The organism is Leptospira sanjuanensis, from assembly GCF_022267325.1.
GTDB lineage: Bacteria > Spirochaetota > Leptospiria > Leptospirales > Leptospiraceae > Leptospira > Leptospira sanjuanensis.
Window position 1 is genome coordinate 1,984,377 of the sequence record NZ_JAIZBG010000001.1, and the last position, 26,081, is coordinate 2,010,457.

Consider the following 26,081-nt stretch of genomic DNA (forward strand, 5'->3'; position numbering starts at 1 on the left):
AAAGAATGAATAATTTATGACTAATACATTTTTTCTGGAACAATTTCAACAATAAATTCTTTTTATGTCCGCTTAGCTCGCGTTTTTTACGAGTTTTGATCCGATCTGAGGGGAAGCCGAGGACTCCGCTCGAAACGAAGAGGCCAGGATTTTGGAATCTTTTGCGAGACCTTTTCCCGTCGTTCGAAGCAAAACCTTTTCCGAAAAGAAACGGAAGAGTTTGAAACTTTGCGATTTTTTTGCTAAGACCAATACCAAACGGGCTAATTTCAAATCCGATGGATCGAGAATCGAAGCTCGTGCAACGTGAAGACAGGCTTTGTGGAATTCTCCCTTTTTATAAAATTGGTATCCTTCTTGTAAAAGAGACCTGCTTTGTAAGTTGTTTTTTCTGAGAAAAGTTTCGGCGCCGGTTTGAATCTTCAAGAAACTGAGATCGTCGGAAAGATCCGCCTTTTGAACGATCTTTGCTTCCAATTCGTCTAAATCCGGAATTTCAGTTTGAACCAAGTCGAAGAAAAGATCGGGAGAGGAGACTTTTTGTTTTCGCGAGGAATCGAACGAGTTCGGAAAATATAAATCTTCTCTTCCATCCGAACCGTACAAAACGACATCTCCCGATTGCAGACGGAAATGTTCCACCGTCACTTTGGAATCCGGATCGGGGAATCCGATTTTTCGTAAAACCGCGTCTTCGCGCAGATAACTCGCTTTTCCGTTGCGAACAAGAATGATCGGCGGATGTTCGCAGTTGAGAAAAAATAAATCTCCCGTTTCCATTCTATACAAGGAAAGAATTCCCGAAACGAGCATGCTTCCGTCGAAGGACTCGAATACTGCTTGCAGATTTCGATACAAGAGAAAGAGCCAATTCTCAGGACTGCGAAACTCATAGTCTTGGGTTTGCAGAAAACTTTTTACGATGGAACAGAAGACGAGGGCGCCGCTCGCTCCTTGCAGGGATTTACCCATCGCGTCGGCGTTGATCAAAGCTTGATAGGAAATTCCCGATATCGACACCGTTTCACTGAGAACCACGTCTCCGCCGAGTTCGTAGGTTCGATTTTTAAATTGAAAGCTCTTGAATTGCTTTCGATGAATGTCGATTTGCGCTTGCGATGTTTTGAGGTTTTTGGAAAGGAAGGGTTGGAATAAGAGAGTGATTAGAAAGTAGTCCCCATCCTGCTGTTCTTTGAGCGAACGAATCTCCTCCAAACTCGAAGAAAGTTCTTGGGTGCGATTTCGAATCGCAGTTTCCAAAACTCGGTTCCAGGATTTCAGTTTTTCCTTCATCCGCACGAATTTGTTCGCAAGAACCAAAGTCAGAAAGCCCAAAAATCCGCAGACCCCGATTCCGGATAGACGAACCGTCTTGAATAAACCCCTTTGCGCGAAAATATCGATTCCAACGCAGAAAAGCAAAAATAGAATCCCGAAAAGAACGATCTTCGATTCGAAACTTCGTTTTAGATTCGGAATCAAAATTCGCAGAGCGACGAATACGAAACCGATCCAGGAAATCTGAAGCGCATACCGATTGATTTGATCCAAACGAAGGACGTTCTCCGCGACTCCGATCGCGACCAGAATCGGAATCGTCATGACTTCGAGACAAAAATGAAGTTTCGTTTTCGCCTTCCGCAAAAGAGAATTGAGAAAGCGGCAAAAAAGAGGGAACAAAAACGCAAGGGTGGAATATTCCAATTTTTTTAAATTCAAAATTTTGAATCCGGTCAGATATTTAAGTTCGGAAAGGGAGATTTGGAAGAGCGCAAAGAAGATCAAAAACAAACCGAAGTAAAAATTCTCTTCTCCTTTTTTTTCGCGGAGGGAAAGAAATAAAAAGAAACTTCCGATCAGGGAAAACGAACCGAATACGGTCAGCCCCGTGAATTCTCCTAAAAAGAACCGTTTCCATATCGAAGAAGGCGCTCCGATGCCGATCGGTCCCGAAAGAATTCCGAATTCGTAATCGAAGTAAGGCTCGATCGTAACGAGGATTTCATTGTTTTTGAATCTGTTTTTTTCGGGAATCGCGTAGATCCGAGTTCGATCGTATCCTTGCGGAACCGATGTTCGATATTCGGAAAACAATTCCTCGGTGAGTTCTTCTCCGTTCCAGAGAACCGTAGCTCTGTCTGAAATCTTTCCGAGGGAAAGGCTCAAGGAAGAATCGAAAGAATTCTCCAGTAAAACCCGTTTGCGGAGAAGTAGGAGCGCTCGGTCCTCTTGAAAATCCGCGCCCGTATACTTCCGGAAATCAGCATCGACAAACTCTTTGAGGTTGGAGGGGATTCGAACCGGTTTCCAAAGATTTTGACCGGTCTGAATTTCCCAATCATCGGAAAGGTCTTGAAAATTCTCCTCGCGAGACGCGGGTTGCAGATCGGGGAGACAAGCTGTTAAGAGGAAAAATAAAACGAAACCAAGAAATTTTGCGAACAAGAGATTCTCCTTCGTTCGCTACGGTTCCTGCATCGTTCGAAAGAGAATCTTGTTTGTGAAAAAAATTTAAAAAATCGGAGTGTTTTTAGTTCACTCCGATTGCGATCGCGGCTTCAAAGCCTTCCAACATCGCGCGTTTCGCGTCGATTCCGGAAGCGTCTTTGGCTCCTCCGATCAGATACGAAGGAATTCCGGGAGATTTCGTTTTGAATTCTTCGTAAAGGGAAACCTCGCTGAGTTGTCCCGCGCAAAGAATGATGGAATCGCATTCGATCGTTAAAGGACCGTCTTTTTTGGTTTCGACGACGAGCCCTTTGTCGGTGACTTCTTTGTAGTTTAAGGAAGTATAAAATCCGACTTCTTTGGATTCCAGTTCCTGCAACAAAGCCCAAGCGGTGGTCGCTCCGAGTCCCGATCCGATCTTGCCGGATCTGCGGAAGATGGAGACTTTGCGTTCGGGTTTTTCCGGTTGGATCTGGGCTTTGGTATAAGAAGGAACGTTGTATCGGTGAAAGTAAGAATCGATCGTAGGAGCTTCTTCCTCCGTGAGTTTGTGCGCTACGTCGCAGCCGATTCCTCCTCCGCCTATGATGGCGATTTTTTCGTTTTTACCCGGTTGAAACTTGCCGGAAAGATAATCCGCATAGGAAGCGGTTTTCTTTTTCTCGATTCCGGGTAACGTGAATTCTCTCGGTTTGACTCCGGTCGCAAAGATTACCGCGTCCGGTTTTAAGGAAAGAATGCTGTCTAACGTGGCCTGGTGACCGAATTGAATATCAACGCCGAGGTTTTTCAGTTCGTTTTTGAAATAACGGATCGTTTCAAAGAATTCGGATTTTCCGGGGATTTGCGCCGCAAGATTGAGTTGTCCACCGATCTTATCGGTGGCTTCGAGAACGGTGACCTTATGACCTCGGATCGCGCTGATTCTCGCGGACTCGAGTCCGCCCGGACCGGAACCGACAACGACGACGTGTTTCTTATCCGCGTTTTTGAGTTTGCTCAGTTCCAATTCTCTGTTGGCGGATGGGTTTACCAAACAGGAAACCATTTGTTCTTTGAACGTATGATCCAAACAAGCTTGGTTGCACGCGATACAAGTGTTGATTCTTTCTTCCTGATCGGCTTTAATCTTGTTCAGAATGTCCGGGTCGGCTAAAAACGGCCGGGCCATGCTCAAAATATCCGCTTCGTGTTCTTTCAAAATGCGGGACATGGTTTCGGGCATGTTCACACGATTGGAAGCGATGATCGGAATGTCTTTGACGCGGGCTTTGATTTTGCCGGAAATTTTCGCCCAAGCGCCGCGCGGAACGAGCATGGAGATCGTAGGAATTCTGGATTCGTGCCAGCCGATTCCGATGTTGAGCGCGTCGGCTCCTTCCTCTTTTAAACGTTCGGCGAGGGTAACGACTTCTTCAAAGGTTGGATTGCCTGGAATCAAATCGATTCCGGACATACGATAGACGACCGGAAAGTCTTTACCGACTTTTTTACGAACGTTCTTCATGACCTCGATCGCGAAGTTCATTCGTTTTTCGGGAGTTCCTCCGAAAAAGTCTTCTCTTTGATTGGTGACTCCGGAAAAGAATTGGTTCACGAGATAACCCTCGCTTCCCATAATTTCAACGGCGCCGAAACCGACTTCCCTGGCTTTGAGGGCGGAGTCGCCGAAGTCTTCGATCGTTCTCCAAGCTTCTTCTTCCGACAAAGCCTTCGGGATAAACCGGTTGATCGGAGCGCGCAGTGCGGAAGGGGCTACGAGTTCTCTGTGATAGGCATAACGTCCTGCGTGAAAGAGCTGCGCGCAGAAGATTCCTTTGGGTTTGAGCGCGTTTGCGACGATCGATAATTCTTTGCAGTCTTCTTCCTTTTGAAAGTTAAAGAAGATGTTCGATCCTTTTCCTTCGTGATTGACGGAGATTCCTCCCGTCGTAATAAAACAAGCGCCGCCGTCGAAACGTCTTCCGTAGAATGCGATCATTCTTTCGGCGGTCATCGGCATTCCTTCGAGCCCTAAGTGCATGGAACCCATGATGACTCGGTTGGGAAGGGTAATGGAACCGAGTCGGATCGGTTCAAAAATTTCAGAATATTTCATAACATACCTTTTCTCTGGAGAATTCTCTCGATTCTACCTTGAAAATCGTCCGAGAATCGGGCAAGAGAATTATTTAGGGATCGCTACAATCAACGGCTGGAAGATGTAATTTGGTCCCGTTTTCGAATTTTGGGACAAATTCTACTTTGAGATCAAACTATTTGCTGAACCTTGTTCGGTAGGGAGAATCAGACTGGACAAGCGAATTCCGAATCCCCAGTGAGCTTTTGGAAAAAAGTAGCAGTTCCCACAGATTACGTCGCTTGGACAACTCATCCTTTATAGGAGATTGCATGGAGTTTCGAAATCCTGTGGTAGTTCCCACAATTTCGAAATGTTCGGGTTCTTCCTCGGAAAACTTTTTCCAACAAACAAACCGAAAGGGAGTCGCCGTTTTTCAAAACCGATCAACGGTGTTAAAAAAAACTTTTTCGAATATTCAAAAAAACTAAAGTCGATTCAGCGCCGAGATATAAGCTCTCGAACAAGCCTCGATGATGTCTGTGGAACTTCCTTTGCCCACGACGCGATCGCCTTTGTATTCCAACGTAACCGAAGCCTCCGCCATTGCGTCTTGTCCTTCCGTTACCGGAGAAATGACGAGCCGCGAAACTTCCGGGTCCATCCCCGTCGTTTTCTGAATCGCTTTGTAGATCGCATCCACGGGGCCGTCGCCGGTTGCGGATTCTTCTCTCACATGACCGTCGATCAGGATTCTTACCCCCGCTGTAGGAGTGCTTTTGGTTCCTGTGGAAACGGTAAATCCTTCGAGTTGAAAACGATCTCCCGTAGACTTTCTCGTTTCGTCGGAAAAGAGGGCGCGGATATCCTCGTCATAGATTTCTTTTTTTCGGTCCGCGATTTCCAAAAATCTTTGATACGCGGCTTCGAGTTCTTCGGCTTGCGGAGAAAAACCGAGTTTGACGATTCGATCCTTAAAACCGGCGCGTCCGCTGTGTCTTCCCAGAACCATTCGGTTGGAAGAAAGACCGACCGTTTCCGGTTTCATAATTTCGTAGGTTTCCCTATGTTTGATAACCCCGTCTTGGTGAATTCCGGATTCGTGCGCGAACGCGTTGGCGCCGACGATCGCCTTATTCGGTTGGACGAGCATTCCGGTAATCGTCTTCACGAGATACGAAGCGCGCGCGATCTCTTCTGTTTTGATTCTCGTTTGAATTCCAAGCGCGTCCTTGCGGGTTCTCATCGCCATAACGACTTCTTCCATCGCGGTGTTTCCGGCTCTTTCCCCGATTCCGTTGATCGTACATTCGATCTGACGCGCTCCGTTTTGAACGGCGGCCAAAGAGTTCGCGGTCGCAAGTCCTAAGTCGTTGTGACAATGAGCGGAGAAGATCGCTTTTTGCGAACCTCTCACGTTCGTGATTAAAAATTTAAAAAGGTTTCCGTATTCCGCGGGCGTCGTGTAACCGACCGTGTCGGGAATGTTGATTGTTGTTGCGCCTGCTTCAATCACCGCCTCGCAGAGTTCGCGCAAAAATTCCGGTTCGCTTCGGGTCGCATCTTCGGGGGAGAATTCCACATCGTCCACAAATTGGCGGCAAAGGGTCACGGCTTCCACGGCCATCTTCAGAACCTCTTTCGGCTCCTTGCCGAGTTTGTATTTCATGTGGATCGGTGAAGACGCGATGAAGGTATGAATTCTTCTTTTTTTTGCGGGCATGAGCGCTTTCGATGCAGCCTCGATGTCGGCTTTCATCGCCCTTGCGAGTGCTGCGATGATCGGTCCTTCGGTTTCTCGTGCGATCCGTTCGACGGCTTGGAATTGAACGGGAGAAGAAACCGGAAAACCGGCTTCGATGATATCGACTTTCATCGTTCCGAGTTGAGCCGCGATTTCCAACTTTTCGTTTTCCGTCATCGCCGCGCCGGGACATTGTTCCCCGTCTCTCAGAGTGGTATCAAATATGCGAACGTAGTCTTCCTGATCTGTTGCCATGTGATTCTCGCAAAAAATTCTTCTTCCAGTTTTTTGGGTTTTACTCTTTAGACAACCAATTAAACGAAGAAGAATCCGCATTCTTCCCTGAGGGTGCGGCTCATTTGAAAAAACCATGATTCGATTTTACGCATCCAATTTTCAATCCACGGATTGCTCCGTTTCCGCAAACCTTTACAACGAACTCTTCGGCTGGAAGATTCTTTCAAATTCGCCTTCCCACTCAGAAGTTTCCTGGGACCCAAAGGGGATTTTGATCTTCAGCAGAGAATCTAAAAAATGTCCGGTGAGTCCCGGAACCTTAACGGTCGTTTCTAATAAGAACGAATGGGAACATCTTAAACCTGTTTTACTTTCCCGAGGGTTTTCGATCGAAACTCAAGATCTCCGGTATGTTTCCGTTTTGGATCCTTGGAAGAATCGAATCTGGTTTTATTTCGAATGAGACAACTCCTCCATCGAATCCGCTTTCAATTGGAGCCGCACTTCTTGCTTTAAACGATCGTAATCTCCGATCGGAACGAGAATGATCCCTTTTTCTTCATAACCCGCCAAACCGGACGCGGGCGTTGTGATTACGGGTATTCCCATAGAAGCCGCTTTCAGCAATTGTCTCGGTTGGTGTTCTACATACGCGGGATAAACGACAAGTCCGATTTCTTTCCAAGAATTTTCAAACGGACGAGTTGATACGTTTTCCCAAAATCCGTCCCGTTCGATCGCGTTCCCTAAAACATACAAGGAAAGATTGAATTCTTCCGCCAATCGTTTCATTTCGTAGGCTCCTTTTCTGCCTAATGCGGATCCGGGGAAAAGAATTCCTTTTTTTTTCGTACGCGGGTTCTCTTGTGCTTTCGGAAAAATCCAGTTCAAAGCGTATGCCTGATGGGGAAAGGATTCCAGAATTTCGGAATGAGGAGACAGGATTCTCTGCGCGGAATTAAGGGCCCTATATTCAGATTCGATCCAGGAGGCAGGCGCGCGAAAATCGTTTAACGTTTCACTTTGCGGATATTTCGAATGAGCCTGATTCAAACGTTCGTGCAAAAGGTAAAAAGGAAGTCGTGTCATCAATACGTCAAAGGTTCTTCCCGCAAAAACTCCTGCCTCCCAGAGAACCGGCAAGAGCGTTTGAGATACGACAATGTGCGAAGCTTCGTAAGGAATGTGTTTCGCAGCGGCTTGCGCGAGAATACGATCCAATTCCAAATTGAGGCGAAATCGATTCGTTTGTTTTCCGCTCCCGTAACGGAGTTTTAAACTTCTCCAGAGCGCAGGTAAAAATAAGCTCCGAGCGTTTTTTTCGGTTCGAACCGTCCAGTTAAACCGATTCGTTCCCCATCGCGTTCCGTTTTTCATCGGGACGATAGCCGAATCTTTCTGTCTCCATTGGGTTCGAACATATTCGTCAAATTCGGGCCAGACTTCATCAAGTATCCAAGCGGTAAAGTCGGCAGTAGGGCGATTGTTCCAACTATGTTGGCTACAAGAAATTCTTCCGCACGAATAACAGTCGTTTAAAGATTGAAACTTCCGGGTGGAAACGCTCTCTATCGTTTCCGGAACCAAATCGGCAGGCTCCTCGGTTTCCGTTTGAATCGGAGAAAGGGTCCGAAAGCGGACAATCATACTTTCCGAGTTGAATTCGATTTCGATCCTGAAATCCACGGGAGAACGAAATCGAAGATCGATGTAATTCCATTTTACTGTGGCGTCCCGATTTTGTTCGGCAAGCGATCCCGGAATTACGGAAGAATGTCGATGTCTTTCCAAAATTTCGAAACCGGATCGAACCGCAACGTCGTACAGTGCATTCGAAATCTGGCATATACCGCCGGCGACGCTTGGAACGATACAACCTTCCCGAATTTCTCTTCCTAATACATAACCTTTACCGAAATTCGGATTTCCGATTTGTTTCCAAAAACTGAATATTTGACCGGCGGAAACTTTGATGCCATTCAGTTTTCTTGCCACGATTCGTAGATTCTCGATTTTTCCGGAGGTCAATATTTTGTTTTCGACTGTGTCGTTCGGATTCCAGAGAGGAGTTTCCGAAATCGCGAGGATCGATGCGATGGACCATCGTCTATCTTCGTCTTTTTTCCAGAGCGGAACCGGAAAAAGAAGATTTTTGATTCCTCTATATCCTTGAAGAAGCAACGCCTTAAAGGCGAATCGAAGTTCGTCCGAGCGCGTTTTAAGGGGAGGTTGTGTTTCAGTCGGCTGCATCGATGCGTCTACTTCAACAAATGGAACTCTTTCCTTTGATTCAAAATCCTTTCGCTACTTAGACTGTAATCTCATTTAGGTAAAGAATTTGTTTCCCGTTTCCTTCAAAAATTCAATGCGGGTTGCGGCTTTCATGATCCTTAAGGAACGGTCTCAAAATAGTATGGGGTGCGTTTCAGCCTGGAGAAAGCGGTTCCGTATCGGAGCGTCCTTCCCTGGTTGCAAATTGGATCATCTTCTCCGCTTCTTCCCCTAAATACCAGTCGATCAAACGGTGCGCTCCATAGATCAGAGGAGTGATCGCGACCGCAACGCCGCATTTGTAGAGGAAGTTGTTCGTGGAGATTTGATTCAATTCTTGAAAAGTGAGTTTACCTCCGCCCAAAGCGATGTAGATCACTACAAAAGAATCCACAAGTTGAGAAACGATCGTGGAACCCGTTGCTCTCAGCCAAATATATTTGTTCCGTGTCCTGACCCGGATAAAGTGAAAGATCTGGATATCGATCAACTGTCCTATCAAATACGCGACGATCGAACCCACGATGACCTTTCCGGAATTTCCGAAGACCACGTTGAAAGAGTGATCGTCCACGGGAGAATTGGAAGCCGCGGGAATCGACATATCCAGCATCAAAAGAAAGTAGGCTAGAAAGATCATAACCATTCCAACGAGGGTCGTGAACCGAACTCCCTTCCTTCCATAGTATTCGTTTAATAAATCCGTTACGATAAACGTGACCGGAAAAGGAATCACTCCCATCGTAAGCGTAAAGCCGAAGGAGACAAAAAGTTTCGAACCGGTTACCTCGGCTAAAATCAGAAAGCAGAGAAAGAACGCGTTTAAGGAGATAAATAATTTCACGGATTTGGAAAGAGGCATAAGCGGTTTTTTCCTCTTGGGCGGCGAATTCGTCAACCGGTAAAAAGAACCATTTGACAGTCTCTTCCCCTGTAAATCTCTGGAAGTGAGTCCGTAAAATCATCGAGTTCGGAAACTTCTTTATTTTCTTAGGTTTCGATTCGATAATCAGATAGTAACACCGATGGCACAGAAACAAGAAGACAAACACAACATCCCCGAAGGTTTGATTAAACCCGTTCCTTTTCAGAAAGATTCAGAACCGAAAAAGAAGATCCTGTTCTATTCTTTTACTTGGTTTTTATTATCCGCCCTTTCTTTTTCCTTAGGAATCAATCTTCTGAAAAAAGGAGACGCATCCGTCGCGGGTGAAAGCGTTCGTACAAGTTCCGTCGGCATTGTGGACGGAATCCGGGATTTGTTCTTTATCAACCAACCGGTAAACAATTCTTCCTCATCTGACGAACCTTCTTCCGATTCCTCCGAAACGGAATCGAAATCCTTCTTCTCGTTCGGTAAGGACGACGGGGATATGCCGGAAGCTACGCTTCTTCCGAAAGCGGACGATAATACAACATTCCGCGCTTCCACTTGGTTTTCCGATTACGAAGCCATGAAAAAAACCGTCCATCTTTACAACGAAATCCATCCGTTTATCTACGGGATGAAAGGCCGTGATACCAACAACGGAGATTTGTATTCCAGCTGGGGAAGCACTCAAAAGCACGAACGAGTCGCGGAACTCCGCAAACTCAATCCGAACGTTAAAATCATTCCGACGATTTTCCGCTGGGAAAATAAATACGAAAAAATTTCCGAAAACATCGGAATGAACGGACGCAACGATATCCGCGATCGACACCTCTCAAACATTCTTCACGAAGTGGACACGTACGGCTACGACGGAATCGACATCGACTATGAGGGAATGAGCTGCGAGAAAAAAGAGAAATTCGAAGAATTCATCGTCATTCTTTCCAAAGAGATCCACAAACGAGGAAAGATTCTTTCCGTCGCGGTTCATCCGAAAACTCCGGCCAAAAAAGAATCCTTGAAAGCCTGCAAAGGTTTAAAGGAAAAGATCAAGATGGATTACGCGGAAAATTGGAGAGGGCCAATGACTCACGATTACGCCTTTCTCGCAAAATACGCGGATCGTATTAAGATTATGGCATATGAATTGCATCCTCGTAAATACAGAAACCCCGGTCCGGGACCTCAGGCTCCGAACATATGGATCAAAAGTATCATTGAATATGCGAAAGCGAGAGTTCCAAGCCGTCAGTTGTATATGGCGATTCCTACTTACGGATACGATTGGGCTCTGAATTGCAACGCCAAGATCAAGTCGGTTTATTATCAGGACGCGGTTCGTAAAAAGGATCTCGGAATCCATAGGCAACCGACTAACATCGATCAGATTCTTGCGAACACGAAGAACTCCGGTTCTTGGACGAATCTTTCCAAATTTTCCTGGGTTCATACCGGAAAGACTTACGAAGATCCGAGCATCTGGTATAAATCGGAAGGTTGCGATCGCGTCGCCTTTTACATGAACCGTAAAGCGTTCGAAGATAAGATGAACCTTTTGAGACAATACGATCTCGGCGGATTTTCCTTCTGGCAGTTGATCAGCGACAATGATCCTGGAATCAACGATTATCTCGCGTTACTCGTTACGAACAAACTTCCACCCGTGGAAAAAATCAAAGAGCGCGTAAAGGATCCGAATGCTCCCGCAACGGAAACTCCGCAGACCTCTCCGGAGGAAGCGAACGTCGACCGCAAACATACGGAGAAATTTGCGAGAAAACAAGGTTAATACTCTGATCACGGACTCTCCTCTCGAAGCGGCTCGGATTCTGCTGAGAGGAGGGTTGGTTATCTTTCCGACCGAAACGGTATATGGAATCGGAGCTTCCGCTTTCGACGAAAAAGCCTGCCGAAAAATCTACGAAGTAAAAAACAGACCTTCTGATAACCCTCTCATTCTTCACGTCGAGAACATCGCTTCGTTAAATGTCTGCGGAGAAGTGGACGAACCTGCGGCGCTCGTCTTTCGAAAATTTTCTCCCGGACCGATTACGGGTATTTTTAAAAAGAAGAATCGGAATCTTTTTACGGCCGGATTGGATACGGTAGCCGTTCGAATTCCTTCCAACTCTACCGCCCGCGAATTTTTAGAAGCATGCGGAGTTCCCGTAGCCGCGCCTTCTGCAAATGTTTCGGGCAAACCGTCCTTAACGAAATTGGAATATATTCTAGAAGAATTTTCCGGCAAGGTCGATTGCATTCTCCGGGGAGAAGAACCCAGAATCGGAATCGAATCCACGGTGATCGATTTTACCGCAAAACCTCCGATCTTATTGCGTCCCGGTTTTGTGGATCGAAACGATTTGCTTTCGATTCTTCCCGACTTACGCGGTTTGGAATCGCTTTCGGAATCGGCAGCGACCGAGGCACCGAGAAGCCCCGGACTCAAATACAGACATTATGCCCCCGCGTGCAAGGTAGTATTAAAAGATTCTCTGAAGGATGCGCCGAACGAAGCGGCTCAAATCGGTTTCGAAACGGAAATAGGCTCCGTGTTCGCGATTTCGGTTTCGTCGAATGAAGAGTATATGCGATTGCTCTATTCTTTTTTTGTGGAATGCGATCGCAGAAAAATCGCGGAAGCTTGGTGTCAAATGCCCAAGGAAGAAAAGGGGAAAGAGGCGCTTTTGAATCGGATTCAAAAAGCGGCTTCCAAGTAAAAGAAAAAAACAGTTTATGGGAACGTTGGACGGTTTCCAGAGATACAATATTCAATAATAAGAATATTTTTGAAACCGCATGGGATCATTTCGGAGAAACCGAAATCACACGACCCATAAACCGAAATCGTCTCCGATCAACCCTGATTCCAAAACCGAGAAGAAAGAAGCGAGTCCGCTTCCGCAAAGTGAAACTTCTTTTGAAGAGGATCGGACAATAGAGTTTTAGAATATTCTAAACTTTGAGAAACGACCGAGGTCCATTCTCCCGAAAAACCCTTCGCGATAAAACCGGGTGTCAAGGACCGCAGGAAACTCTGAAACGTAAACAGAGTGGGTAAGTATCGCAGTTGCACTCGTTCGACCTTGAGTTCCTGTTTGATGTCTTCCAAAAGTCCCAAGAAATCCGTGATCGAATCGATCATTTTGTCCTTCAAGAATTGGCTGGAAGTGAAAACCTTTCCCTGTCCGAATCGTTTGTCCAAAATCGAAACTTCGATCTTTCTTGCGTCGGAAACTCGTTTGTAAAAAAGTCCTTCCGAATCCTGAATTTCCTGTTCCATCAGTTTTTTGGACTCGGGATGAATCGGTCCGTATTCGGATAACAAATCCCTGTATTTGTAGAACCCGACTCGGTCTTTTGTAATCCCGAGTTTGGAATAAAAATTCTTCATGTCCAAACGAAGGGAAATGCTGCCGATACTTCCCACGATTCCGTACGGAGACGCGTAAATCTTGGAAGCTCCGCAGGAAAGATAATATCCTCCGCTTGCGGAAACATTTTGCACATACGCATACACCGGTTTTTTCTTCTGGAGTTTATGAATTTCCTGATACAGAAGTTCGGAAACGAAAGCGGAACCTCCGGGAGAATCCACTTCCAAAACGATCGCCTTTACGGATGGTTCGTCGCGCAGCTCCTTGAGAGCGGATTTTACCGCGTGATAGGAAATTCCTTCCGTTTTCCCTTCTCCTTTTCCGATCGTATCGTGATGAATGTTTCCTTTGAGGGGAAGAACGGCGATGATCGGATCTCTTCGCGAAACAAGTTTAAAGTTTCTTAATTTAGAAAAACGGTATAGAGAAAGAAAGGTGAGTTCTTTGGTGGAAGGCTTTTGTTTTTCTTCGGAATCGTTTTCATAATGAGGATAGAGGAAATTCTCCCGAAAATCCTCTTCGTTCAAAAATCCGGTGATAAATTTCCGTTCCTTTAATGTTTTTGCGGATAAAAACGGTTCCGCAAAAGTTTTGAGACCGAAACCCGTATAACGTTTGAAAAGGGATTCCAAATCCTCGGTCATCTGCTTGAGAAGCGCGTTTAAATTCTCCCTTGCCTTCGGAGAAAATTTATCCCTTTGAAACGATTCGCCGAAGGATTTATACGGTCCGCTTTGAAACGTTTCGACTTTGACTCCCCACTTTTTTCCCGCGTTCCCGAAGAAAAAAGATTCCGCGGAAGGAAGCACCGGAAAAAATTCGGAAGCTTCCGAACTGAATCGTTCGTTACAAATTCCGAGTAGAAACAGGGATTTGAGTCCGCCCGTTAAAGCGAAACCCTCCAAAGAAACACCGGATTCTTTTAGAATCTGAAGCCGTTCGGCGATGCTCAAGGTTTCTCCGAATCCGTATTCCGGTTGTTGGATGAGCACCGAAACTTTTTTGAGTTGAGGAACCTGAGAAAGAAGTTTGAGTTCGAGCAGAAAATCCGTGAAAAAAACATCCTCATCCTTGGAGGAAAGAAGGCGCATCAGGAACGATTTGCGGTAGTTTGCAAATTCGGAAGGAATTTCCAAAAAGTAATGATCGCCCCGAAAAAATCGGAATCGAATCCAGCGAACGAGTTGGAAGAATAAACGGAACGGAAGTAAAACGATTTGGAGAAATGTTCGAAACATGACGCCAGTCTAAGGATCGGATTCCTTCTGAAAAAGAAGAATTTCCTTTCGGAAAGGAGTTTTCAGATTTTCACAAGCCGTAAATTTTAAAAAGTGAGAGGGTATTTCATTGCAGGAAATTCGGATTCGAGGAGCGAGAGAACACAATCTTAAGAATATCAACGTGGATATTCCGAGAGATAAGCTCGTTGTCATTACTGGTTTGTCCGGTTCGGGCAAATCGTCTCTTGCATTTGATACGATCTATGCGGAAGGGCAAAGAAGGTATGTGGAGAGTTTGTCCGCGTACGCCCGTCAATTTTTAGGTCAGATGGAAAAACCGGATCTGGATCTGATCGAAGGTCTTTCGCCCGCCATTTCCATAGAACAAAAAACGACCCATCGAAATCCGAGATCCACTGTCGGAACAGTCACCGAAATTTACGATTATCTCCGTCTTTTGTATGCTCGGGTCGGAAAACCGCATTGTCCCGAATGCGGAACTCCGATCCAATCCATGTCCATCGACCAGATCACCGCTCGTGTTCTCGCATTTCCGGAGGGAACCAAACTCCAAATTCTCGCGCCCGTAGTCGCGGGGAAAAAAGGGGAACACAAGGACATACTTGAAAAGATCCGCAAGGACGGTTTCAATCGGGTAAGAATCAACGGAGAAATCCGAACCCTCGACGAAGACATCGTATTAAAAAAGAATTTTAAAACCTCGATCGAAATCGTAGTCGATCGGATCGTAATGAAGGACGGAATCCGAAGTCGTTTGGCAGATTCCGTCGAAACCGCTCTCAAACAATCGGAAGGACTTGTGATCTTGGACGACGGTTCCAAGGATCATATTCTTTCGCAGAAGATGGCTTGTCCGAACGGACACGATATCGGTTTTACCGAACTTTCTCCTCGAATGTTCTCCTTCAATTCTCCTTATGGCGCCTGCGAAACCTGCGACGGTCTGGGAAGTTTACTCGAATTCGACGAGGATCTTTTGGTCAACGATCCCGAACTTTCCTTAGTGGACGGTTGTATCGAAGCCTGGGCCGGTTCCAAGAGCAACGGTTTTTGGTTTATGGCGACTCTCAAGTCCTTATCCGATTCTTTGAAATTTAAGATGAACACTCCTTGGAAGGATCTGCCCGAAAAAACGAGACAGACGATTCTTTACGGGGATAAACGAATCAAAATCGAATACGATTTCCGCGGAGCGAACTCCCATTACGAATTCACGAAAGAATACGAAGGTGTGATTCCGAATCTGCAAAGAAGATACAAGGAAACCAAATCCGATTCTATGCGTCAATGGTTCGAGTCGTATATGACAAACCACCCTTGTCCTTCCTGCAAAGGAAAACGTCTGAAACGCGAAAGCCTTTCTGTAAAGGTGCATAACGTCCCCGTGGACGAGTTTACCTCGTATTCCATCGAGAAGGCGTTGCGATTTGTAGAAGGTCTCAAAGTCACCGGTGCGGAAGAAGTTATCGCCAAACCGATCTTAAAGGAAATCCACCAAAGACTTTCCTTCTTGAACGACGTAGGGGTCGGTTATCTTACGATGGAAAGAAGCGCGGGTTCCTTATCGGGCGGAGAAGCACAGCGTATTCGCTTAGCGACTCAGATCGGTTCCAGACTGATGGGTGTTTTGTACATTCTGGACGAACCGTCTATCGGTTTGCATCAAAGAGACAACACAAAACTAATTTCCACTCTGAAAAATCTCAGAGACCTAGGAAACACGGTTCTCGTAGTCGAACACGATCACGAAACCATGGAAGAATCCGATTGGTTGATCGACATGGGACCGGGCGCGGGCGTTCACGGTGGTTCCATCGTTTGTGCGGGAACTCCCGCGGATGTCGCCAAACACAAGGATTCGTTGACCGGTAAATATCTTTCCGGAAGAAGAAACGTTCCGATTCCCGAAAAACTGCGGGACGGCAACGGGAACCAACTGCAGATCATCGGAGCCAAGGAAAACAATCTCAAGAACATAGACGTAAATATTCCGCTTGGAAAGTTAGTCGTCATTACTGGAGTTTCCGGCTCGGGCAAATCCACGCTCATCAACGACATTCTTTACAACGCCGCCGCCCACAAAGTGATGAAGATGAAAACCTTGGCCGGAAAACACAAAACGATCAAGGGTTTCGATAACATCGACAAGATCATCAATATCGATCAATCTCCGATCGGAAGAACACCTCGCTCCAATCCGGCGACTTACACGGGACTTTTCACACCGATCCGGGAAATGTTTTCGGGACTCGAAGAAGCGAAACTCCGCGGCTACGGACCGGGAAGATTCAGCTTCAACGTAAGCGGAGGGCGCTGCGAAACCTGCGAAGGAGACGGAATTTTAAAGATCGAAATGCACTTTTTACCGGACGTATACGTTACCTGCGAAGTCTGCAAAGGAAAAAGATACAATCAGGAAACATTAGAAGTTCGTTATAAAGGAAAGAATATCTTCGACGTTCTCGAAATGACCGTGGAGGACGCGAACGAGTTTTTCGAAAACATCCCCATCGTAAAACGAAAACTGGAAACTCTTCTCGAAGTGGGGCTCGGTTATATCCGCCTCGGACAACCCGCGACCACCTTCTCCGGAGGAGAAGCGCAGCGCATCAAACTCGCGACCGAACTTTCCAAACGTCCCACCGGAAAAACGTTGTATATCCTGGACGAACCGACGACCGGTCTTCACTTCGAAGACGTTAGACATCTTTCGGAAGTTCTTCATACTCTCGTGGACCGGGGCAATTCGATGATCGTGATCGAACACAATCTCGACGTGATCAAACAAGCGGATTGGATCGTGGATATGGGACCCGAAGGAGGGGACGGAGGCGGTCTTGTGATCGCCGAAGGAACTCCGAAAGAAGTCGCGAAGGTAAAAAATTCCTATACGGGTCAGTATCTTAAGAAAGTATTTGCTTCCGAGAACGGTAAGGCGGCCGCTTTGGAAAATTCTTCGAGTAAGAACGGAACGCAGGAAAAGAAGCCGTCTCGCGAAACCAAACAAAAGGTGAATCGTTAAAATCGACGAGGCATTATGAATCTGAAAGAATTCTTATCTTCCGTTCCTTCCGGCGAATATCGAAGCGTTTTTCGAGACGCCCTTCCGTATTTGGTTGAAGAGGGCTACTTTCAAGCGATCGCCGGAGGTTCTTTCGAAGGGTTTCACGAAAAGATCTATCAGTTAGGTTCCTATCCGAGAGGGATCGGATTAGGAATCGCCATGATGGCGCAGACCAATGTCGCGGGAAGAATTCTGAAATTCGTTGCGGACGGATTTTTAAACGAAAGCGGGAACAATCAGATTCTTCATAAGAAAGAAGTAATCGAAATCGGAAAAAATCTTTTGAAGGACGTGAGCACCGGCAAGGGAATCATCTCGATGGGGGTCAGCGAATCCGGATGGAAGGGAAGAATTTCCAACATTCTCACGAGCTATAAAATCGAAGACGATCAAATCATACTCGATTTGTCAAAATCCTTTTTGACGAACGGGGCCAACTGCAACGGATTCTTAGTAGTCGCAAAATCTCCCGCGGACACGTTCGATGTGATCTATTTGACGCAGGATACGCCCGGTCTTGAAATCGAACTATTCGATCTGGAATACGCGAAAGAGGCGACACATTGCCGATTGAAAGGAAATTCGATTTCGGTTCCTTTGAACCATCTCATTTTTTTGAACTATCAAGGTTGGGCTCCCGAAATCCATCTTTCGGAAATGTTGTCCGCTTCGGCTTTGTTCTGCGGTTATGTGGATCTGATTTTAAAAGCGTTGATCCGTGAAAAAAAGGACGCCGTGGACCCGAGAACCGCCGGAAAAATCATGGACATTCAACAATTATTATATTCTAAAATACTGGAAATTTCCCGTAAAAAGGACGGCGATCCGAATTTTAAAATGGAACAGATCCATCCGTACGGTTACGAAACCGCCTTGGATTTGATCTACACTTGGCTGACGGACCTTGTGAGCGGGGTGGAGCTTTCCAAAATGTTTCCGGACATAGGATTGTTTTATTCGATTCATCCCGGAAAAACCCCGATCTATCAAAAAAACATTCTAAAAAAAATCAGAGCCTTACGATAACGCATTCACACCGCGCATTTCGAAAGACAACGGCGGTTTCAAAATTAGAATCTCCTTTTAAAAGAAATTCCCCTCCGTTCTTTCAGTGATGGTGATGATGATGAGAATGATTTTGCATTCCATGAGAATCAAGGACGGAAAGATTCGCGATTCGATCCGTTGTATCTCCCGTCTCGCACTGAACCGTAACGTAATCGATTCCGAACTCGGATTTTAGGATCCGATTGGCTTCCAACACGATTTCGTTTGCGTTTTTAAAATCGATAACACCGAGACGCAACGTGCAGGCATAAACCCCTCTTGTAATCGCCCAAAAATGATAATCCGCAATTCGGGCAACTCCGGGAATCTTGGCGATATGTTCTAGAATATGAGGAATTTCGAATGTTTTTGGAGACGATTCCAGAAGGACGCCGACGCTTTCCAGAAAGATTCCCCAAGCAGAACGCAATATCAAAATCGAAATTAAAATCGAAATCAACGGATCGATCCAAATCCAATTCGTAAAGTAGATCAAAATCGAACCTAAAAGAACCCCCGCCGTGGAAAGAAGATCGCTCAAGACGTGAACGTAAGCCGATTTGATGTTGATGTTTTCGCTGCTGAATCGAAACAGAATCCAAGCGCTGATCAGATTCAAAACGATTCCGGAAAAACTGTAAAAAACCATGTGAAAACTGAGAATCTCTTTCTGGTTCTGAAAACGTTCGAGCGCCTCGTAAAAGATATAAAACGAAATTCCGAAGATCAGAATCGAATTCAAAAGGGAAGTCAGGATTTCGATTCTGTAATAACCGAATGAAAACTTGAAGTTCGGTTTTCTGGCGGCCAAAATCACCGCGATAAAGGAAAGGGACAACGCGATCGCATCGGTGATGATATGACCCGCGTCCGCGACCAAAGCGATACTTCCGCTTTGAAACCCGCCGAACAATTCGACGCAGAAGATACAAAGTGAAACGAAAATCGCCAGAAGAATCGATCGTTTGAGACCTTTCTCCTGGCTTCGCTCTACGTGATGAAGTTGAAAAAAATCATCCATCAACGGGGAACGACTACGATATCCACTCTACGGTTGAGCGCTCTGTTTTCGGGAGTATCGTTGGAAACGATAGGTTGAAATTCTCCGTAACCGGCAAGAGAGAAGTTTCTAGGATCGACATTCTTATTTTCCAACACGTAATGAAGAACGGACAAAGCCCGCTCGCCGGAAAGCTGCCAGTTGTCGGCGAACTTTTTTGTGCGGATCGGAACGTTGTCCGTGTGACCTTCAATGATGATGAGGTTTCCCGGATAATTGCCGAGGATTTCTTTGATTTTATCCAATGCAGGAAGAATCTGCTTTTTTAATTCCGCGGAACCGGAGTCGAATGAAATTTTATCGTCAATGTTGATGACGAGACGGTTGTGAAACCGCTTCAAACGAATTTGTCCTTTTTTAATTTCGTCCGTGAGTTTGGCTTCGAGTTCGTTGGCCTGATCGGAAAGACGATCGAGTTCTTTCTTTTGATTGTCCGAAAGATTTTTGAGTTTGGAAATTTCGTCGTTCAACGAAAGGATTCTCGCTTCCAAGTCCGCGATTTTTTTCTCGTATTCTTTTTGAAGGGTTTCGGTCTTTTTCTGACAAGCGGCTCTTTCTCGTTCCAATTCTTCCTTTAGGTTTTCCAAAAGTTCCCGGAACTTGCGGGCTTGTCTTTCATTCTCGTCGATCAGTTCCTTTTCCTTATTGGAACTTTTCGCCTTGAGAACTGCGATCTGATTTTCCAGAGCTTTGAGTTTTTCGTCGGCGAGGTCGTTGTCTTTCGCGCGGAATTCTTTTTCTCTCGCGAGCAATTCCTCCAAAGAACGGATTTTAGAATCGTATTCCAAACGTTCCTTTCTGGAATTATCGGTTTCGTTTCTATACCTGGTTCTCAAGGAATCCAATTCGATTTCCAAGGCGATCTTTTCGTTATACACCTTGTTGTATTCCCAAGGATAATAGAACGCATCCGCGGAAACTGAGTTCACGGAAAGAAGAAGACAGATTACAAGCGGCAGTGAGGATTTCAGAAACGATTTCATCGTGGTTGCACCTTCTTTCTACGATTGAGCAGTGTACGGCCGGGTCAAATGAAAAACTCCTTTTTTGGTACTCGTCGGGAAATTCATTGATCGGTCTGTCAAGTTTTCAATTCTGTTCTTTGGAACCGTTTCTTGGGGAGAATTTTATGGAAGAAAGAGGAGTTAGCCAAGGCCTATTTTCGGAAAAAGCGAATCCTCGATCCTTGGAATGGATCGAATTCTTCTCCGAGAAAATCAAGGCGGGAGAGAACGAATTTTTAGATCGTTTTCTCAAACAAAATCACCCGGCGGACATAGCGGAGGTTCTCGAGAAGCTCGAAGAAGACGAAGCGTTTTCCGTTTTCAAACGATGCGACTCCGAACTTCAAAGTTCCATCCTTGTCGAGTTCGACGAGGAATTTCAGGCCGATCTGATTTCCCGGTTTCAGATGAAGGAGATTTCTCCGATCCTTGAAAACCTGGAGACGGATGAACTTTCCAACCTCATCTCCGAGTTTCCCCGGGACAAGGCCGAGGAAATCCTCAACTCGATCGACGAAGAGGATTCTTCCCAAGTCCGAAAACAACTTACGTTCCGCGAATATACCGCAGGTCGATTGATGAACACCGTATTCGCTTCCGCGGTGGAAACGGACACGGTTCGCAAGGCGATCATCAAGCTCAGAAAGCTCGCGAAAGAAACGGACGACATCTATCATTTGTACATCACGGACGAGGACAACGTTCTAAAAGGTTATGTTAAGCTTAAGAATTTATTTCTCGCGCCTCTCAATACGAAAGTGATCCGTTTGATGAAAACCGGTTTTACTTCGATTCACTACGATACGGATCAGGAAGAGGTGGCAAAGATATTCCGGAAATACGACCTTGTTTCCGCGGCGGTCGTGGACGATCTCGGAAGGATTTTGGGAAGAATCACGGTGGACGACATTTTGGACATCGTTCACGAAGAGGCGTCCGAAGACATTCTTCGTTTGGGAGGGGTTTCGGAAGAGGAAAAACTTTCGTCCTCGGTTTTGACTTCCGCGAGAAGAAGAATGGTCTGGCTTCTCATCAACTTGGGAACGGCTTCTCTCGCCGCTTCGGTCGTTTCGTTTTTCGGAAATACGATCGAGAAATATGTGCTGCTCGCATCTCTTATGCCTATCGTCGCGGGGATGGGAGGAAACGCGGGAACACAATCGATCACTTTGATCGTTCGAAACTTAGCGACGGGGGATCTTTCCACCGGAAACTGGAAATCCGCGATTCGAAAGGAAGGTTTGGTCGGACTTCTCAACGGGTTTATGGTGGGAATCACCGCTGGATTGATCGTTTATCTTTTTACCGGTAACTTCACGCTTTCGATGGTTATGTTTATGGCCTTGCAGGCGAACCTCGTCATCGCAGCCGTCATCGGAACTTCGATTCCGTTGCTCCTGCGGGTTTTAGGAATCGATCCTGCGATCGCTTCTTCGATTTTCGTAACCACCTTTACGGACGTGTTCGGGTTCTTCTGCTTTTTGGGATTGGCTACGATATTCATTCAAATGTTATGATATTCTCATGTGAAAAAGTTGTGGAATCAAAGTCCTTCTGAATTGGAATTTTTAGTTAGAATTTAGTTTCGGAGAATCAAAAACGATGTCGGGTATGAAAGCAAAAACAGTTCTTAAAAACGCGGTCCTCTTGACCGGAATGAGCCTCAGCTTGTTCTGGATTCTTTCCTGTGCGACCGGATCTAAAACCGGAGAAACGGGAGAATCCGTAAAACACGAACCTGTTCCGAATCCCGCCGGTGAAAACGAAGTCGTTCTGGACGAAGAGGGAAAAGAAGTGTCGTTGAACACGGGGGATCATCCTTCTTTCTTAAAACCGTCCAAAGATCCGTTGGAATATTTCCGCGTTCATATTTCCAGCGACGGATATCAACTCCGTCAGTTGAGAGGTTCCAAATTCATCAAACGAAAAGTGGATAAGGGCGGCGATGCACTCATCAGCGAAGAACTCGTTCGCTACAACAAAATCAATTTCGTGGACGACGGAATCATCATCGTAGTATTAAACGGGAACACCGGAGCGTTCGAAACGATTCGTTTTAATACGAGGGTGCCGAGAATCAACGACCTAGCGAAGATCGTTCAGAACGACGTCACCCGCTGGTCCATGGAACACTCCGAAGAAAAGCCGGTCGTGACCAAATTTCAGATTCATTACTCCCTCGAACTGAAAAACAAAGTGGGCAGTACTCGCGACGCCGTTAAGGAAGAATTGAAAAAGGAAGTCATCCGTAGAAAATAATTCCATCCGATCGTCCTGGTCGCGTTTCCTTCATCCGGCGGTTTTCCTCTACGGAAATCACCGGGGCGATTTCGATCTCGTTGCGAGTTTAATGGTTGAATCGGATTCAAGTTCTCTTAACCTTTGAGCGCGACAAAAAGCGCAAAAGGAGATTTTTATGGAATCACAAACCGTTTCAAAAGGTCAGCTTTGGACCGGAAGAGTTTTAAGCGGAATCGCGATCGCGTTCTTATTGATGGACGGAGTCGGAAAATTCTTCCTTGATCTTATGCCCAAGGAAGCGATGGAAGACGCGGCAAAACTCGCGTATCCCAGCAGCATCATGCCCTGGATCGGCACAACGCTTATCGTCTGTACTTTGTTATACGCATTTCCCAAAACTTCTTACTTCGGCGCGATTTTATTAACGGGTTATTTGGGCGGTGCTGTCTCCGCTCACGTTCGAATTTTAAATCCGTGGTTGAGTCATATTCTATTTCCCGTATATCTCGGCTTTTTTATTTGGGGCGGGTTGTATCTCAGAAACCCCGAATTACGAGCGCTCGTTCCCTGGAAGAAATAATTTAGATTTGTATCCGAGCGATTCGACTCCAGTATGAAAGAAAAAAAGAAACGACCGGAAACGATCCGTTTTTGGAGTCTGACACCGGAAGAATGTTTAACCGGATTGAATTCCGATCGACTCGGTTTATCGGAAGAGGAAGCGAGGAACCGTCTCAACCGATTCGGTTCCAATCGCCTTTCTTCCCAAAAAGAATCTTCCGTTTGGGGTTTGTTCTTCTCTCAGTTTAAAAGTCCGATCGTTCTTCTTTTATTTTTCGCTGCGGGTCTTTCCATCGTCGTCCGCGATCCGGCCGACGCTCTCATCATTCTCGGAATCGTCTTTGTCAGCGGAATCTTAGGTTTCTCGCAGGAACGAGGCGCGATGAATGCCGTCAGCAAACTTCTCGCAATGGTCCAGATCCGAGTTACCGTTTTTCGAAACGGATCTCGGATCGATATTCCTTTGGAAGAAGTCGTTCCCGGCGACGTACTGGGCTTGAGCGCGGGAGATGTAATCCCCGCAGATTGTCGTTTACTCGAATCCAAGGATCTCTTCGTGAACGAAGCCACCCTTACGGGAGAAACCTTTGCGGAAGAGAAGTTTGCCGATACATTACGCGAAGACGTTCCTCTTTCCAAACGGACCAATTCGCTTTGGATGGGAACGCACGTAGTCAGCGGAGAAGCGAGAGCTCTCGTCATTCAAACGGGTACGAATACGGAATTCGGAAAGATTTCGGAAAGACTCAAACTGCGTCCGATGGAAACGGAGTTTGAAACCGGCGTAAGAAGGTTCGGATTTTTTCTATTGCACGTTACTCTTCTTTTGGTCATCGCGATCTTTGTGATCAACGTGTTTCTCCATAAACCCGTATTGGAATCGTTTTTATTCTCTCTGGCGTTGGCTGTCGGATTAACGCCCCAGCTTCTTCCTGCGATCATCAGCATCAATCTTTCGCACGGAGCCAAAAAGATGGCGGAAAAGAAGGTCATCGTAAAACGTTTGGCCGCGATCGAGAATTTCGGAAACATGAATATCATTTGTTCGGATAAAACGGGAACGTTAACCGAAGGCGCGGTCAAACTCAAAGCGGCTCTGGACATTTATGGAAACGAAAATGAGAACGTAGCGTTACACGCTTTCTTGAATGCTTCCTTTGAAACGGGATTCGTAAACGCGATCGATCAATCGATTCGCACGGATCTCAATTTCGATCTCACGGGTTACGAGAAACAGGACGAGATTCCTTATGATTTCCTGCGCAAACGGCTTACCATTCTCGTTTCTCACAAAGACGGACATACGATGATTACGAAAGGCGCGTTGACGAACGTTCTCGACGTTTGCAGCAGCGCTCGGACGGAGAAAGGCTCCGTCGTTCCGATCGAAACGGTACGGGATTCGATTCTGAACAAGTATGAAGAGTTGGGCGCGCAAGGGTATCGAATTTTGGGACTTGCGTCCAAGGACACCGGAAGTAAATCCAAAATCGATAAATTAGAAGAATCGAATATGGTATTTCTCGGACTACTTTGTTTTTACGATCCTCCCAAAAAGGATGTGGATAAAACCGTGGCCGATCTCAAAGCGCTCGGAGTTTCTCTCAAAGTTATCACGGGAGACAATCGATTTGTCGCGGAAAGCCTCTGTTCAAAAATCGGATTTTCCAATCCTAAACTTCTGTGCGGACCGGATTTGCAGAATATGAGCAACGAAGCTTTGATTCAACAAGTAGGCGGAGTGGATGTGTTCGCGGAAGTGGAACCGAACAGCAAGGAACGGATCATTCTCGCGTTAAAAAAAGCGGGGAACGTGGTCGGTTATATCGGCGACGGAATCAACGACGTTTCGGCTCTTCATTCTTCGGACGTAGGGATCTCCGTAGAACAAGCCGTAGACGTGGCAAAAAATGCTGCCGATTTGGTGTTACTCGAAAAAGATCTGGAAGTTTTAGTCGACGGAGTCAAAGAAGGGAGAATCACGTTCGCAAACACTCTCAAATACGTGTTTATGGCGACGAGCGCGAACTTCGGAAATATGTTCAGTATGGCCGGAGTTTCCTTGTTCTTACCGTTTTTACCTCTTTTACCGAAGCAGATCCTTCTTACGAATTTTTTAACGGACTTTCCGGAAATGACGATCGCAACAGATCGAGTCGACGAAGAAATGATCGCTTCACCGAAACGCTGGGACATCTCGGCCATCCGAAAATTTATGATCGTATTCGGAATGGTGAGTTCTTTTTTCGATTATCTTACGTTTGCGGTATTGCATTGGATCTTGCAAGTGAACCCCGAACAATTTCGAACCGGTTGGTTTTTGGAATCCGTCGTATCGGCTTCCCTCATCGTTCTTGTGATCCGCACTCGGAACGCATTTTATAAAAGTAAACCGGGCAGAGCTTTGTTTTCAACGACGCTCGCCGTAATTGCGATCACTACCGTTTTGCCGTTTAGTCCGATTGCGGGAACGTTCGGTCTCGTAGCTTTGCCGCTACCATTTCTCGGAATTCTAATCGGAATCGTCGCGATCTATGTGAGCGCAGCCGAAATCGTAAAGCGCGTGTTTTACAAAAAGGTTCAAATTTAGAATTTCATAAAATCCTGTTCATCGATCGATACCGGAAAATACATCGAAGTTACATGCGGTGCGTTTATTCGTGATTTTGGCGTAATTCCCTTCGTATTCCGCGGATTTTTACAAAAAGCCGCATCAAAAAATTATAATTCACAAATGCGGATCCCTTTCTGAGAAATTGTCAAAAAATAATTGAAATCCGAATTCCGGTTTGGTAAATTACTAGTTTCGGCGTTTCTCTAATAAAGATGCCGCGAAACGAGGTCTTTCGTATA

At 46.0% G+C, this 26,081-nt stretch carries 17 protein-coding genes; 9 read left to right on the forward strand and 8 right to left on the reverse strand.

The annotated features are described in order from the left end of the window. Positions 1-72: 72 nt before the first annotated feature. The 3 genes from LFX25_RS08995 to LFX25_RS09005 all read right to left on the reverse strand — a co-directional run bounded on the left by LFX25_RS08995 (position 73) and on the right by LFX25_RS09005 (position 6,581). The gene (locus LFX25_RS08995; protein WP_406600489.1) at positions 73-2,445 is read right to left on the reverse strand and encodes a SpoIIE family protein phosphatase; all 2,373 of its coding nucleotides are present in this window, start codon (positions 2,443-2,445) and stop codon (positions 73-75) included. Between the two features lie 85 nt (positions 2,446-2,530). Then, positions 2,531-4,546: an oxidoreductase gene (locus tag LFX25_RS09000; RefSeq protein WP_238729943.1), complete on the reverse strand. Its 2,016-nt coding sequence runs from the start codon at positions 4,544-4,546 to the stop codon at positions 2,531-2,533. A gap of 448 nt (positions 4,547-4,994) precedes the next feature. Next, entirely contained in the window at positions 4,995-6,581 is a 1,587-nt protein-coding gene (locus LFX25_RS09005; RefSeq protein WP_455032235.1) for a 2-isopropylmalate synthase, read from the reverse strand. Between the two features lie 40 nt (positions 6,582-6,621). On the opposite strand from LFX25_RS09005, the gene LFX25_RS09010 reads away from it, so the two are divergent. Further along, on the forward strand, positions 6,622-6,951 hold the full coding sequence (locus LFX25_RS09010) for a hypothetical protein (protein WP_238729944.1): 330 nt from the start codon (positions 6,622-6,624) through the stop codon (positions 6,949-6,951). Here the strand turns inward: LFX25_RS09010 and LFX25_RS09015 are convergent. Continuing rightward, on the reverse strand, positions 6,939-8,738 hold the full coding sequence (locus tag LFX25_RS09015; RefSeq protein ID WP_238729945.1) for a VanW family protein: 1,800 nt from the start codon (positions 8,736-8,738) through the stop codon (positions 6,939-6,941). The two genes, LFX25_RS09010 and LFX25_RS09015, sit on opposite strands and share 13 nt — an antisense overlap. A 175-nt stretch (positions 8,739-8,913) precedes the next feature. Beyond that, the gene (locus LFX25_RS09020) at positions 8,914-9,621 is read right to left on the reverse strand and encodes a queuosine precursor transporter (protein ID WP_238729946.1); all 708 of its coding nucleotides are present in this window, start codon (positions 9,619-9,621) and stop codon (positions 8,914-8,916) included. Positions 9,622-9,784: 163 nt separating this feature from the next. Here LFX25_RS09020 and LFX25_RS09025 point away from each other — a divergent pair, with 163 nt between their 5' ends. Both LFX25_RS09025 and LFX25_RS09030 read left to right on the forward strand, forming a co-directional pair. Next, positions 9,785-11,422, forward strand: a complete 1,638-nt coding sequence (locus LFX25_RS09025; protein ID WP_238729947.1) for a glycosyl hydrolase family 18 protein — start codon at positions 9,785-9,787, stop codon at positions 11,420-11,422. Beyond that, positions 11,403-12,353: an L-threonylcarbamoyladenylate synthase gene (locus LFX25_RS09030; protein ID WP_238729948.1), complete on the forward strand. Its 951-nt coding sequence runs from the start codon at positions 11,403-11,405 to the stop codon at positions 12,351-12,353. The genes LFX25_RS09025 and LFX25_RS09030 overlap by 20 nt, the downstream gene beginning before the upstream one ends. A gap of 137 nt (positions 12,354-12,490) precedes the next feature. Here LFX25_RS09030 and sppA read toward each other — a convergent pair whose 3' ends face one another. Continuing rightward, positions 12,491-14,248: a signal peptide peptidase SppA gene (gene sppA / locus LFX25_RS09035; RefSeq protein ID WP_238729949.1), complete on the reverse strand. Its 1,758-nt coding sequence runs from the start codon at positions 14,246-14,248 to the stop codon at positions 12,491-12,493. 109 nt (positions 14,249-14,357) lie between these two features. Between sppA and uvrA the strand changes: the two genes are divergently transcribed. Both uvrA and LFX25_RS09045 read left to right on the forward strand, forming a co-directional pair. Next, a complete protein-coding gene (gene uvrA / locus LFX25_RS09040) occupies positions 14,358-17,273 on the forward strand; it encodes an excinuclease ABC subunit UvrA (protein ID WP_238729950.1) in 2,916 nt (971 codons plus the stop codon). A gap of 15 nt (positions 17,274-17,288) precedes the next feature. Further along, positions 17,289-18,341, forward strand: a complete 1,053-nt coding sequence (locus tag LFX25_RS09045) for an acyl-CoA dehydrogenase family protein (RefSeq protein WP_238729951.1) — start codon at positions 17,289-17,291, stop codon at positions 18,339-18,341. An 82-nt stretch (positions 18,342-18,423) separates the two neighbouring features. Here LFX25_RS09045 and LFX25_RS09050 read toward each other — a convergent pair whose 3' ends face one another. Both LFX25_RS09050 and LFX25_RS09055 read right to left on the reverse strand, forming a co-directional pair. After that, positions 18,424-19,383, reverse strand: a complete 960-nt coding sequence (locus LFX25_RS09050) for a cation diffusion facilitator family transporter (protein WP_238729952.1) — start codon at positions 19,381-19,383, stop codon at positions 18,424-18,426. Continuing rightward, a complete protein-coding gene (locus LFX25_RS09055) occupies positions 19,383-20,405 on the reverse strand; it encodes an OmpA/MotB family protein (protein ID WP_238729953.1) in 1,023 nt (340 codons plus the stop codon). The genes LFX25_RS09050 and LFX25_RS09055 overlap by 1 nt, the downstream gene beginning before the upstream one ends. A gap of 146 nt (positions 20,406-20,551) precedes the next feature. Between LFX25_RS09055 and mgtE the strand changes: the two genes are divergently transcribed. From mgtE to mgtA, 4 genes are all read left to right on the forward strand, one after another. Next, entirely contained in the window at positions 20,552-21,943 is a 1,392-nt protein-coding gene (mgtE, locus tag LFX25_RS09060; RefSeq protein ID WP_238729954.1) for a magnesium transporter, read from the forward strand. An 85-nt stretch (positions 21,944-22,028) separates the two neighbouring features. Beyond that, complete coding sequence (locus LFX25_RS09065) at positions 22,029-22,685, forward strand: LA_2219 family laminin/E-cadherin/plasminogen-binding protein (protein ID WP_135569957.1); 657 nt, start codon at positions 22,029-22,031, stop codon at positions 22,683-22,685. A gap of 157 nt (positions 22,686-22,842) precedes the next feature. Next, positions 22,843-23,247 (forward strand): DoxX family protein, encoded by a 405-nt coding sequence (locus tag LFX25_RS09070; protein WP_238729955.1) that lies wholly within the window; start codon positions 22,843-22,845, stop codon positions 23,245-23,247. A 33-nt stretch (positions 23,248-23,280) separates the two neighbouring features. After that, entirely contained in the window at positions 23,281-25,818 is a 2,538-nt protein-coding gene (gene mgtA / locus LFX25_RS09075) for a magnesium-translocating P-type ATPase (RefSeq protein WP_238729956.1), read from the forward strand. The last annotated feature ends 263 nt before the right edge of the window (positions 25,819-26,081 follow it).